12 protein-coding genes are annotated in these 12,939 nt (G+C 50.5%); 4 read left to right on the top strand and 8 right to left on the bottom strand.

All coding sequences use genetic code 11. From position 1 onward, the window contains the following. The first annotated feature begins 14 nt into the window (after window positions 1-14). Together dtd and CWC33_RS06430 are read left to right on the top strand one after the other, a co-directional pair. Entirely contained in the window at window positions 15-452 is a 438-nt protein-coding gene (gene dtd, locus CWC33_RS06435) for a D-aminoacyl-tRNA deacylase (RefSeq protein WP_100691273.1), read from the top strand. Window positions 453-456: 4 nt separating this feature from the next. Next, window positions 457-1,359 (top strand): bifunctional GNAT family N-acetyltransferase/hotdog fold thioesterase, encoded by a 903-nt coding sequence (locus CWC33_RS06430; protein WP_088767243.1) that lies wholly within the window; start codon window positions 457-459, stop codon window positions 1,357-1,359. Between the two features lie 16 nt (window positions 1,360-1,375). Here CWC33_RS06430 and hutH read toward each other — a convergent pair whose 3' ends face one another. The 3 genes from hutH to hutC are packed head-to-tail and all read right to left on the bottom strand — an operon-like array spanning window position 1,376 to window position 5,296. After that, on the bottom strand, window positions 1,376-2,905 hold the full coding sequence (gene hutH / locus CWC33_RS06425) for a histidine ammonia-lyase (protein ID WP_100691272.1): 1,530 nt from the start codon (window positions 2,903-2,905) through the stop codon (window positions 1,376-1,378). 9 nt (window positions 2,906-2,914) lie between these two features. Then, window positions 2,915-4,591, bottom strand: a complete 1,677-nt coding sequence (gene hutU / locus CWC33_RS06420; RefSeq protein ID WP_100691271.1) for a urocanate hydratase — start codon at window positions 4,589-4,591, stop codon at window positions 2,915-2,917. Between the two features lie 3 nt (window positions 4,592-4,594). Further along, on the bottom strand, window positions 4,595-5,296 hold the full coding sequence (gene hutC, locus CWC33_RS06415) for a histidine utilization repressor (RefSeq protein ID WP_100691270.1): 702 nt from the start codon (window positions 5,294-5,296) through the stop codon (window positions 4,595-4,597). Between the two features lie 112 nt (window positions 5,297-5,408). Here hutC and hutI point away from each other — a divergent pair, with 112 nt between their 5' ends. Further along, complete coding sequence (gene hutI, locus CWC33_RS06410) at window positions 5,409-6,635, top strand: imidazolonepropionase (protein WP_100691269.1); 1,227 nt, start codon at window positions 5,409-5,411, stop codon at window positions 6,633-6,635. Here hutI and CWC33_RS06405 read toward each other — a convergent pair. Both CWC33_RS06405 and rraA read right to left on the bottom strand, forming a co-directional pair. Further along, on the bottom strand, window positions 6,586-7,632 hold the full coding sequence (locus CWC33_RS06405; RefSeq protein WP_100691268.1) for a formimidoylglutamase: 1,047 nt from the start codon (window positions 7,630-7,632) through the stop codon (window positions 6,586-6,588). The two genes, hutI and CWC33_RS06405, sit on opposite strands and share 50 nt — an antisense overlap. Beyond that, the gene (gene rraA / locus CWC33_RS06400) at window positions 7,632-8,117 is read right to left on the bottom strand and encodes a ribonuclease E activity regulator RraA (protein ID WP_100691267.1); all 486 of its coding nucleotides are present in this window, start codon (window positions 8,115-8,117) and stop codon (window positions 7,632-7,634) included. The genes CWC33_RS06405 and rraA overlap by 1 nt, the downstream gene beginning before the upstream one ends. 160 nt (window positions 8,118-8,277) lie before the next feature. Here rraA and CWC33_RS06395 point away from each other — a divergent pair, with 160 nt between their 5' ends. Continuing rightward, window positions 8,278-10,347 carry a putative bifunctional diguanylate cyclase/phosphodiesterase gene (locus CWC33_RS06395; protein ID WP_100691266.1) on the top strand — a complete coding sequence of 690 codons (2,070 nt, stop codon included), beginning with the start codon at window positions 8,278-8,280 and terminating at the stop codon, window positions 10,345-10,347. A gap of 15 nt (window positions 10,348-10,362) precedes the next feature. On the opposite strand, the gene hslU is transcribed toward CWC33_RS06395, so the two are convergent. From hslU to CWC33_RS06380, 3 genes are all read right to left on the bottom strand, one after another. Beyond that, complete coding sequence (gene hslU, locus CWC33_RS06390) at window positions 10,363-11,715, bottom strand: ATP-dependent protease ATPase subunit HslU (protein ID WP_088767235.1); 1,353 nt, start codon at window positions 11,713-11,715, stop codon at window positions 10,363-10,365. Between the two features lies 1 nt (window position 11,716). Then, window positions 11,717-12,274, bottom strand: a complete 558-nt coding sequence (gene hslV, locus CWC33_RS06385) for an ATP-dependent protease subunit HslV (RefSeq protein WP_100691265.1) — start codon at window positions 12,272-12,274, stop codon at window positions 11,717-11,719. A gap of 91 nt (window positions 12,275-12,365) precedes the next feature. Next, a complete protein-coding gene (locus CWC33_RS06380; RefSeq protein WP_100691264.1) occupies window positions 12,366-12,935 on the bottom strand; it encodes an SPOR domain-containing protein in 570 nt (189 codons plus the stop codon). Between the last annotated feature and the right edge of the window lie 4 nt (window positions 12,936-12,939).

Raw genomic sequence — 12,939 nt, 5'->3', positions numbered from 1 at the left:
AAACTCGGGTTAACATGATAGGACTGATTCAGCGGGTATCTCGTGCACAAGTCACCGTCGACAACCAAAGCGTTGGCTCTATAAACAAGGGGCTGCTTGTTTTGTTGGGTGTCGAACACGCAGATGACGAAGCAGCGGCTGAGAAACTTGCTCAACGCATTGCCAATTATCGCGTTTTTACAGATAGCGAAGGTAAGATGAATAACAGCGTTATCGACGAGTCAGGCTCAGTACTAGTGGTGTCGCAGTTCACGTTAGCAGCAGACACCCGCAAAGGCCGCCGTCCCAGCTTTTCATCGGCCGCAACACCAGAGCAGGCGAAAGCGCTCTATTTACACTTCTGCGACGCTATGAAAAAGCTCGGTTTGCCTGTCGAAACCGGTCAGTTTGCTGCAGACATGCAAGTGGAACTGGTCAATGACGGTCCTGTTACGTTTGAATTAAGGGTGTAAATTTATGTACCGCGTGATCACACCACAGAATGAAACCGAGCTAGAACGTTACTTTTACTTACGCTGGCGAGTACTGCGCGAGCCCTTTCAACGCCCCTTAGGCTCTGAACAGGACGAGTACGATCAAGTCGGTCATCACCGCATGGTGGTTAACGAAGCCGACGAGGCCGTCGCAGTAGGACGACTGCACTTTAACAGCCCTGAAGAAGCACAAATTCGCTTCATGGCCGTTGCGCCAGAGTATCGGGGCGAAGGCCACGGCGTTGCCATTATTTACGCATTGGAAATAGCGGCGCGTCAGGAAGGCGCCACCCATGTTGTGATTAACTCGCGCGACAATACCATCGGTTTTTATCGGAAGTGTGGGTACGACATTGTCGAGGAAGCGGATACCGTTAACAACCCCATGGCTGAGCACCAGTTGCGCAAGTCATTTAACGACTACAACCGCATTATTTACCGCCCCGACTGGTGCGCCGAACTGCAAAAGACATGGCAAGATGACATTCCTATTTCTGACGCGATGGGCATCAAAATTCATCAGTACACGGGTCGCGTTTTCGAAACCCGCGCCCAATTGTCGCGTAACGTGAATGTGCATGGCACTATGTTCGCCGGCAGTATCTATTCACTGGGCACGCTAACCTGTTGGGGGTTATTGCACTTACAACTGCTCGAACGGGAGTTGGAAGGCGCAGTCGTACTGGGCGATGGCAATATTCACTATCATAAACCGGTCACGCAAGAGCCGCGGGCAGTGGCTCGATTAAGCGATGTCACGGGAGACTTTTCGGCGCTTAAAGAAGGGAAAAATGCGCGCTTAATGATGAAAGCACAAATTCTGGATGAAGAGCGACCGGTGGCAGAATTCACCGGCCGCTTTGTTGTACTGGCTAAACGCGATTAGCGCTTAAAACCAAAGCTTAAGACAACATATGCGGTAGTGTCACCACTGCCGCCAACTCACCATTTTTAATTAAGTCACTGGCCGCCTTAATGTCCGGCGCAAAATAGCGGTCCTGGTCATAATAGGCGACGTGTTCACGCAAGCAGTTAAAGGCCGTTTCAACCGCTGCGGACGCTTTTAACGGGCGACGGAAGTCCAGGCCTTGCGCCGCTTCTAGCCACTCAATGGCAATAATGTCGCTGACATTGTTTGCTATATCCGTCAGGCGACGTGCCGCAAAGGTGGCCATCGACACATGATCTTCCTGATTAGCAGACGTTGGCATGCTGTCGACAGAGGCAGGGTGCGCCAAGGTTTTGTTCTCAGAAGCCAGTGCCGCTGCAGTCACCTGCGCCAGCATAAAGCCCGAGTTGACGCCGCCATCATTCACCAAAAATGCCGGCAGCTTGCTTAAATTACTGTCTATCAGCAAAGCACTACGGCGCTCTGACAAGGCACCAATTTCGCTCGCGGCAATCGCCAGAACATCAGCCGCCATAGCGACAGGTTCCGCGTGGAAGTTACCACCTGAGATAATGTCCTGCTCTTCACTGAATACCAGCGGGTTATCGGTTACCCCATTGGCTTCACGCTCTAAAATGGCTGACGCATGCTCGATTTGATCAAGCACCGCCCCCATAACCTGAGGCTGACAGCGCAATGAATAAGGGTCCTGTACTTTTTCACAGTCTTCGTGATCTTTGGCGATTTCAGACGTTTCGGTCAATACATGGCGGAACATTTCCGCCGCTTTCATTTGCCCAGGCTGACCACGTACCGCATGTACACGCTCATCAAACGGTGAGCGGGAACCCATGGCGGCTTCTACGGATGTTGCGCCTACCAAAATGGCAGCGTGATAATTGCGCTCAATGCGGAACAGTCCGGCTAACGCTAACGCAGTGGACGCCTGGGTACCATTTAACAAAGCCAGACCTTCTTTCGGCGCCAACTCAAACGGCTCCAAACCGGCGTGTTTAATCCCTTCTTTAGCGTCGTACACTTCACCCTTATAGCGAACCGTACCTTCACCCAACAGCGGTAACACCATGTGCGCCAATGGAGCCAAGTCGCCCGATGCGCCTACCGACCCTTTTTCCGGAACACATGGGTACACTTCAGCGTTCAGCAGCTTAATGAGCGCATCAATAACAACCGGCCGCACACCGGAAAAGCCGCGAGACAGTGAATTGACTTTCAACAGCAGCATTAAACGCACAACCGCGTCTTCCATTAAATCGCCAGTACCCGCAGCGTGCGATAAGACAATGCGGCGCTGAAGATCGGTCAGGCGCTCCGGCGGAATACGTGTATTCGCCAGCAGCCCAAAGCCCGTATTAATACCGTAAACCACACGCCCTTGCTCAAGCACATCGGCAACGGTTTTTGCGGAAGTCGCAATGTTGTCGTTTGCTTCATCAGACAGTTTCAACGTCTGATGTTCGTAAAACCAGCGGCGCAAATCGCTCAGCTGCAGCTTTCCTGGCTGTAATTCAAAATGACTCATGCAACCTCCTTACTTCGTATCCAGCATGGGTAAATCAAGACCTTGCTCGCGAGCGCAGTTCTTAGCGATGTCGTAGCCGGCATCCGCATGACGCATAACACCGGTTCCCGGGTCATTCCAGAGCACTCGGCTTAAACGTTTGTCAGCCGCTTCGGTACCATCAGCCACAATCACCACACCGGCGTGCTGAGAATATCCCATGCCAACACCGCCTCCGTGGTGCAGACTCACCCAGGTTGCACCGCCTGCGGTGTTTAACAGGGCATTCAACAACGGCCAGTCAGAAACGGCGTCTGAACCGTCCTGCATGGCTTCTGTTTCACGGTTAGGACTGGCTACCGAGCCTGAGTCTAAGTGATCCCGACCAATCACGATTGGTGCTTTTAACTCACCACTTTTAACCATGTCGTTAAACGCACGAGCAATGCGGGCACGATCTTTCAGGCCAATCCAGCAAATACGTGACGGCAAGCCCTGGAAGCTAATACGTTCTTTCGCCATATCCAGCCAGTTGTGCAGGTGCTCGTTGTCCGGAATCAGTTCTTTCACTTTTTGGTCTGTTTTGTAAATGTCTTCCGGATCGCCCGAAAGCGCTACCCAACGAAATGGGCCAATACCTTCGCAGAACAACGGACGAATGTAAGCCGGTACGAAACCCGGGAAGTCGAAGGCGTGATCAACGCCAACGTCTTTCGCCATTTGGCGAATGTTGTTGCCATAGTCCAGTACCGCCGCACCGTCTTTTTGGAAGTGCAGCATGGCGCGCACCTGCACCGCCATCGACTCTTTCGCAGCGGCTACGGTGCCGCTTGGGTCGCTTTCCTGCTTCGCTTTGTAGTCATCCAGTGTCCAGCCTTGTGGCAAGTAACCATGCAAAGGGTCATGTGCGGACGTTTGGTCCGTCACCACATCCGGCGTTACACCACGTTTTTGCAGTTCTGCGTAAACATCAGCGGCGTTACCTAACAAACCAACAGAAATGGCTTCGCCTTTGGCTTTAGCGTCGTTAATCAGTTGCAACGCTTCATCGAGGCTGGTCGCCTTGTGATCGACATAACGGGTACGCAGACGGAAATCGATGCGCGTCTCGTCACATTCAACTGCCAGCATACAAAAACCGGCCATCGTCGCCGCCAGCGGTTGAGCGCCGCCCATACCACCCAGACCGCCTGTCAGTATCCACTTACCTTTTGCATCACCATTGAAATGCTGACGTGACACCGCACCAAAGGTTTCGTAAGTACCTTGAACGATGCCTTGTGAGCCAATATAGATCCACGAGCCGGCGGTCATCTGGCCATACATCATCAGACCTTTTTTATCGAGCTCGTTAAAGTGGTCCCAGTTCGCCCATTCGGGCACCAGGTTAGAGTTTGCAATCAGTACGCGCGGAGCATCTTCGTGTGTTGGAAAGACACCCACCGGTTTACCGGACTGAATCAATAGCGACTCATTAGGTTTCAGGCGCTCTAACGTCTCAATAATTTTGTCATAGCATTCCCAGCTGCGTGCCGCGCGGCCAATACCACCATAAACAACTAACGCTTGCGGGTGCTCCGCTACTTCGTCGTCCAGGTTATTCATCAACATGCGCTTGGCCGCCTCTACCTGCCAGTTACAGGTGGTGAGCTCGGTTCCATGAGGTGCGCTGATTTTGCGACTTTTGTCCAAACGGGTGAATGACATACGTTACTCCTTAAACGTTAAGTGGCCGCCTAACTTAAAACGAGAGCCAGGGTGCGTCAGCGTGGCAAAAGTCACCACGCCGCCCGAGCTCCAGGTGCGGCGAAAAATGCGTAAACAAGGCTCATGACGGTCAATGCTCAAGTATTGGCAGACCGAGTGAACCGGCAAAATGGCTTCAATTTGATGGCTAGCTTCGGTCAGTGGACTCACCACACAGAGGTATTCATGCGGCGTCACTTTGCTGTAGTCCTGTTTGAGGTAATCAGGGACCAGTGTTGGGTTCACAAAACGTTCTTCCAGTTGCACTGGCTGGTCATTCTCATAGTGCGTTATCAATGAATGATAAACAGGCGCACCTTCTTCAAGCTCTAATGCTTCGGCAATTTGTGCTGAGGCCGGCTGCTCTTTCAGTAAATGCACTTTGGCCCGGTAGTCATGACCGCGGGAGCGCACTTCGTCAGCAATATTGCGAATGGCCATAAACGATGTTTGTGACTTAATTGGTGCGACATAAGTACCCGAGCCTTGAGTGCGTATGACTAACCCTTCATCAGCCAATTCCTGCAAGGCTCTGCGAGCGGTCATTCGGCTTACCGAAAATTGCTTACACAACGCATTTTCCGAGCTAACCGGATGATTCTCAGGCCACTCACCAGACTCAATTTTGTGGTAAATATGTTCTTTTATTTTGGTAAATTTGTTCACTGCATCCTCACCGCTAAACAGGCAGTTGTGGAGAGAAAGTTTAGTTGAGAACAATTGTATATACAAGCTTGTTTTGCTATTCTTTTTAGCATTGCAATCAGTAAGGATAATTATGCAGCGCATCGAAAATATTACTGCCGCGACCATGTCCGATGACACTGGCTATGGGCTTATAAAAGACGCCGTAGTGATTATTAACGACGGTAAAATTGAGTTTGTGGGTCCGGCGTATGACGCACCGGCAACACCGACAGCGGACGTTGTCGATGGTAACGGTGGATTACTGACCCCCGGGCTTATCGACTGCCACACTCATCTGGTTTGGGCGGGCTCCCGTGCCAATGAATTTGCCCAACGCCTGCACGGCATGAGTTATCAGGAAATTGCTGAACAGGGTGGCGGTATCAAAAGCACCGTAAAGGCCACCCGCGAAGCCGACGAAGAAGAGTTACTGGCACTGGCTTTAGAGCGAGCAGAAGCGCTCATGTCGCAAGGCGTCACGACGCTGGAAGTGAAGTCCGGGTACGGTCTTGACCTGGAAAATGAGCGAAAGCAGTTAAAAGTCGCACGTCAGTTGGCCGAAAAACTACCGGTGCACGTGAAAACAACGTTGCTGGCCGCTCATGCTGTCCCCCCTGAATATCAAGACAACGCCGACGGCTATGTTGACGATATCGTCAACAATATTCTGCCAACACTCACTCAGGAAGGGCTTGTCGATGCGGTCGATGCCTTTTGTGAAAGCATCGGCTTTAGTATTGAACAAACGCGTCGCGTCTTTGAGCAGGCAAAAGCGCTTGAGTTGCCGGTGAAACTTCATGCCGAGCAGATAACTAACCAGCAAGGTGCAAAACTGGCGGCTGAATATAAAGCCTTGTCGGCTGATCACTTAGAGCAACTGGACGAAGACAGCGTTAAAGCGATGGCGGAGAACGGTACGGTGGCTGTATTGTTACCCGGCGCATTTTACTTCCTGCGGGATACGCAAAAGCCACCCATTGATCTATTAAGAAAGTATAAAGTGCCTATGGCGGTAGCAACAGATGCCAACCCGGGCTCGTCGCCCATTCATAATTTGCCACTGATGTTACAAATGGCGGCAACCTTCTTCCATTTAACGCCTGAAGAATGCCTACGCGGTGTGACAGTCAATGCGGCTAACGCACTGGGGGAAACTCAACGAGGTGTTATTGCGGAAGGTAACTACGCCGATTTAGCCTTATGGAAATGCCAGGATGCAGCCGAGCTAACTTACCAAACCGGCGTTAACCCGCTGCAAATCTTGTGGTTTAACGGCGTCGCTCACGACCGTGTAAGTAAGCCGTGGTCAGCTCGCTAAGCAGCTGGCCACATATTTTCAGGCCTTCTTCAAAGCCGGCGCTGCATAACGACGGTGCCGCTTCTGCCAGATGCAAATAACGAGCTTCATTCACTTCAGCTAAGCGCTTCACGTACTGAAACCCTTGCGCCAGGCTAAGCCCTGCATAATTCACGGCGCTTGCCGGCACGGCATTTAACGCGTCGACATCCACTTCAATACCTAACGGCCGCTGCCAGGAGTCTGCCTTGGCGACGACTTCGTCCATCACTTCATAAAAGGGACGCTCATACAGTCGGTGTAGGGTGTGGTACCGCATGCCAGCGTCCTGTATTTGTCGCAAACTGTCCGCCGAATTTTTGCCCTGGTGAAGACCCACAACATGATAATACTCCAGCGCGCCTTCCATATAGGCATAGCTGAAACCATTACCAGAGTGCCGGCCCTCTCGCGGGCGGAAGTCGGCATGAGGATCTAAATTGACGGCGCCACAAGCTTCTTTTGATATATCAGATAAGCTTTTTAGCAGAGGATACGCATTGTTGTGACCGCCACCAATGACGATAACCTCAAAGCCTTGCTCAAACAAAGGCTTAATCACAGCCTGCACACGAGCATCGACTTGAGCGCACAGCTCTCTTAATTCCGCTAAGTCGTGTGGTTTTTTCGCGTTTAAACCTGCTGCTTTATCCATTAAGTCAGCACAATTTACAGCGCCAACTAACAGCAGTTCGTGAGTCGACAAAAGACCCGTTTTTTGCAGGTTCAAAAAGCTTTTTAAGAACGCCTGCCAACCATCTTCAGCGCCGCCGCGCCCTAAATTCCCGCGTACTCCGATACTTTCCGGAATACCCACTAAGGCAACGCGCTGACCATCATTCCAGGCTTCCTGAAGGCTCTCTTCATAGGTGCCTTCTTCTGAAAGCACCCGTATTGCCTGACCTATTTTCGTTTCATGCTCTCTGACATTCACCCACTTTGCCGGGTCCGTCAGTTCCAGAAATGAAATATCGCTCATTACTCAATATCAAGTGGTTCAGGTGACAAGATAACGCCGGTGGTATCGACGTATAAATGATCATCAGGCAGGAAGGTAACACCGCCGAAATTCACCGGCACATTCAACTCGCCAATACCGTCGCTCATTGCAGCAACCGGAATTGAAGCGACACCTAAAATGCCAATATCCAGCTCTTCTAACGCATCAACATCACGCACGGAGCCATAGCACACGATACCTTCCCAGTCGTTGTCCATTGCTTGCTCAGCAATAGCGGCATCAATTAACGCTCGGCGTGAAGAGCCTCCGCCATCAACCAAAAGCACCTTTCCGCCGCCATCTTCCGCGACCGTTTCTTCAATAATGCCTTTGTCTTCATGACATTTAACAATCACTAAGCGTCCGCCGAAAGAGGCGCGTCCACCGTAGGATTCAAACATGGGCTCGACCACATCCACCATGTCAGGATAAAGGTCACAAAGTTCCGAAGTATTGTATTCCATGAGCGTATCCTAAAGTCACTGTTGGCTTGGGCTAGGAGTATACCTGCTATCCTCATATTACTAAAGGATTCAATAGCAGCGCACGAACCTCTTGAATTATAGAATAAAAACCCGTTTAATCTAGGTAACTATAAGAATAATAAAAGCAGAATCAATCTTAATGCCTCAGCTCGATCTGATCACCAGTCTGGCCATAGAATCCTTTACTCATGCGATACAAGCATTGTTTTTGCTGGGCTTCGCGGCGCTGCTGCTGTACTACTACAGCTTTTACCGTCGAGATTACCTGCGCTTCTGGTCATTTGCGGGCTTCGCATTTGGTCCCAGTGAGCTTATTCGGGCGCTTTTATCCAGCAGCGCTATGGTCAATCCGGAGTCAGCTCTCAGCTGGTCCAGCGGCTTACAGGGTATAGCGCTGACGTTACAGTACCTCGCTATTACGTTTATCGGACTAGGCGCTTGCTCGGCCGTCTTTAATAGCAAACCGAAGCAATATTGGCTTTATGTTGCCTACGCCGCCTCGTTGTTCGGCGGTATTATTTCGTATTTCTGGCTAGAGCCTTCTATCAGCTACACCTCCAGCACTGCTAATGCGGGCTTTATGCGGTTCCTGGTCACTGGCCTTGCTTTATTCGCTATCGGCGTATTCATGTGGCGCCGTCTGGGCTCAGGTGTTGGGCCTAAATTAGTTTCCGCAGGCTTTTTAAGTATCGGTATTAAAAACTTCTTCGTGCTTTACGGAATGTACACTATTACCGGGAACGCTCTGGATTGGTTACTCAGCTTTCAGGCTTTACTGACCGTTATTATTATCGCTGCCGTCATGATCGGCCTCATTATCTGGTTGCTCGAATCGGAGCGCAACACCGCCGTTCGTGCCATTCAACGGGCTGAATATTTACACACGCACGACGCTCTGACCGGCGTGTCTAACCGCGACCAGCTAGTCAGTAAAATTCCCTTATTCATTGAGTATTGCCGCAGTAACAACCGTCATTTAACGGTCATGCTGGTCGGTATTAGCCGCTTTAAAGTCGTGAATGAAAACATCGGTATTCGTGGCGGTGACCAGGTACTAAAAGAAGTCGCCAGACGTCTGCAGAACTTTTATAAACAACCATTAACCGTCGCTCGCATCAGCGGTGATGTTTTCGCCGTCGCTTTTGACCATTTGAAAAGCCGCAACCGCATTAAAGACTTAGCGGTTGAAATCCAAAATCGTATTGCAGAACCTATTGAAATCAATGATGAAACCGTCAATATTGTCGCTGGTGTTGGTATCTCCCGCTACCCACAACACGGAACCCGATCAGAACTACTGATCAATAAAGCTACTATCGCACTGACGCAGTCAAAAGAGTCGCATCAACCCAAAGCTACCTTTTACGAGCGTGGTATGGACGAAATGTATTCACATTTAGTGGATATGGAGCCGGTGCTGCGTAAAGCGATGAGCGACAACGAGTTTCAACTATACCTGCAACCTCAGTTCGACTTTGATCATCAACAACTGTGCGGATTTGAAGCGCTCGTTCGTTGGCAGCACCCTGAACGCGGCCTGCTCAGCCCTGTCGAGTTTCTGCCGTACATTGAACAGCTTGGACTTTCAGCAGAGCTAGATGATTGGGTGTTAAATGAAGCCGCCAATATATTGATGCACTGGAAACGTCTATTCGGTATGTGTTGGCCCATTGCCGTTAACTTATCAGCACCGCAGTTCCAGCATTTTCAGCTCATTGAGAAAATGGAACGTCTGCAAAAAGAATATGGTATTGAACCCGAGTGGCTGGAACTGGAAATTACCGAGAATGTGGCTATGTCTGACTTACACAATGGTATGAGTGTGATCCAGCGACTGCGTGAAATGGGTTACGGTATTGCCATCGATGACTTTGGGACAGGGCATTCTTCATTGGCCTACTTGCGCTCATTGCCTATCAATAAAATTAAAATTGACCGCAGCTTTGTCAGTGAACTTCAGCAAAGCAATAACGATGTAACCATTTTAAAAGCCATGATTCGTTTGGCTCACGGTTTGGGCAAGCGAGTCATTGCTGAAGGCATTGAAACGGAAGAGCAGCAGGACATTTTGCAAAAGCTTGGCTGTGACATGATGCAGGGCTATTTCTACTCGCCGCCGATGCGCCAACAATTTGCCGAGCAATTTATTGAGCGCCAAATTCAAAGCAATAAAAAACCGCTACGGCCCGGGGCAGTAGCGGCTTATTAATTCACTTAAATGGCGTTACAGGATGAAGCGACTCAAGTCTTCATCTTGTGACAGCTGCCCAACGTGTTCATCCACGTAGGCCGCATCGACCGTCAATTTCTCGCCACTATGGTCGGTTGCATTGAATGAAATTTCTTCCATTAAACGCTCCAGCACCGTGTGTAAACGACGTGCACCGATGTTTTCCGTCGTTTCGTTAACGTGGAAAGCCACTTCCGCAATGCGCTGAATACCGTCTTCGGTAAAGTTCACCTCAACACCCTCGGTATTTAATAACGCATGGTACTGCGTTGTTAGTGAGGCGCTTGGCTCAGTCAGAATGCGAACAAAGTCACCACTGGTTAATGCTTCAAGCTCTACCCGAATAGGCAAGCGACCCTGCAACTCAGGGATTAAGTCCGACGGCTTGCTCATCTGGAACGCACCAGAGGCAATAAACAGAATGTGATCGGTTTTAATCATGCCGTGCTTGGTGTTTACCGTCGTACCTTCAACTAACGGCAGCAGGTCGCGCTGTACGCCTTCCCGTGATACGTCCGGACCACTGGTGTCGCCACGCTTACAAATTTTGTCAATTTCGTCTAAGAAGACAATGCCATTTTGCTCAACCGACTCAATAGCGGCTTCTTTCACGTCATCCGGGTTGAGCAGTTTAGCAGCTTCCTCTTCAACCAACTGCTTGTAAGCGTCTTTTATGCGCATTTTGCGCGCTTTGGTCTTCTCGCTACCCATGTTCTGGAACATGTTTTGTAGCTGCGACGTCATTTCTTCCATGCCCGGTGGCGCCATGATCTCAACACCCATTTGCGGCATGGCTAAATCAATTTCAATTTCTTTGTCATCCAACTGACCTTCGCGTAGCTTCTTGCGAAATACCTGGCGCGTACCGCGCTGCTCTTCGCTTTCAGTCTTTTCTTCCTGCTGCGCCCAACCCGATTGATTCGCGGTTTTAGCCGGCGGCAACAGCACGTCCAGAATACGCTCTTCTGCCGCTTCTTCCGCACGGTAGCGCACACGCTGCATCATTTCTTCGCGCGTTTGCTTCACCGCTACGTCGGTCAAGTCTTTAATAATGGACTCAATCTCTTTACCAACATAACCCACTTCGGTGAATTTGGTCGCTTCCACTTTAATAAAAGGCGCCTTTGCCAACTTCGCTAAGCGACGGGCAATTTCAGTTTTACCCACGCCCGTTGGGCCAATCATCAAAATGTTTTTAGGCGTCACTTCCTGACGTAAATCGTCATCTAGCTGCATACGGCGCCAGCGGTTCCGTAAGGCTACCGCAACGGCTTTCTTAGCATTGTCCTGACCAATAATATGACGGTTCAATTCATCAACAATTTCTCTTGGGGTCATCTCAGACATCTTAACTTTTCCCCTTAGCTGTCTTGTCTTCGACAATCGACTCTTGCTCTTCGATGGTCTGATTGCCGTTGGTATAAACACAGATGTCACCCGCAATGGTCAGTGACTTCTCCACGATGTCGCGAGCGTTTAACTCTGTATTCTCTAATAATGCGCGGGCAGCGGATTGCGCAAAAGGACCACCCGAGCCAATCGCAATAAGGTCATTTTCAGGCTGCACAACGTCGCCGTTCCCGGTAATAATTAAGGAAGACTCTTTGTCCGCAACCGCCAGCAAGGCTTCCAGGCGCCTCAACGCTCTGTCGGTGCGCCAGTCTTTCGCCAGCTCAACAGCCGCTCGCATCAAGTTGCCCTGATGCTGCTCCAGCTTCGCTTCAAAGCGCTCAAATAAGGTAAAAGCGTCCGCAGTACCGCCGGCAAAACCAGCCAAAACCTGCTCGTTATAGAGACGACGAACTTTGCGTGCATTGCCTTTCATTACAGTGTTGCCAAGTGATACCTGGCCGTCACCGCCAATGACAACTTTGTCACCGCGGCGTACCGATACGATAGTAGTCAAATCAGGACCCTCTTTTGTCTTTGCGTCAATTTATGACAACGATGACCAGTATCTGAGGGTCCTTTGAGGATTTTTCAATGGTAGGTGGGGACTAATCGATGTTCCAGTTCCATATGGCGCAGCCAAATACCTGATTACGCTGCAACTTATGGCGATCACGCTCAGCATCGCGCTTAGTTTCATACGGCCCTAAAATGACGCGATACCATAGACCGTTGCTGCCTTCGGTGGCCCGCACTTGTGACTCTAAACCCGCCATCGCAATTTGTGCGCGCAAACGCTCAGCGTCTGACTGCTGACGAAATGAGCCGCACTGCATAAGCTTAGGCGGCCCCACTTCACGCTCTGGCACGTCGACTTCCACTTCTTTGCTTTCCAGTTCTTCTATGTAGCGCCAGCGCTCGGCTGATTTCTCAGGCAGCAAATCGGCGGGCGGTGCCTGTACCTCAGGCTGGTTTGCCTGTTGCTCAGACTTGCCACTAATGGACACCAGAAAGTAAACAAAGCCAGCAATGATAGCGATCGCAATAATAACAATAGCCCAGGGCACTGGCTGTCTGTCGTTAACCGGCTTTGCGCCACGTTGCGTTTTCTTGCTACTGCCCTTTTTCTTCGACGGCTTGCGCTTGTTTTGCTTTGGCTTACGATTCGCGTAGTCCATACTC

Source organism: Idiomarina sp. X4, from assembly GCF_002808045.1.
Classification (GTDB): domain Bacteria; phylum Pseudomonadota; class Gammaproteobacteria; order Enterobacterales; family Alteromonadaceae; genus Idiomarina.
The sequence above is the reverse complement of the archived record's forward strand: the minus strand, read 5'-3'. Positions and strand labels throughout refer to the sequence as shown.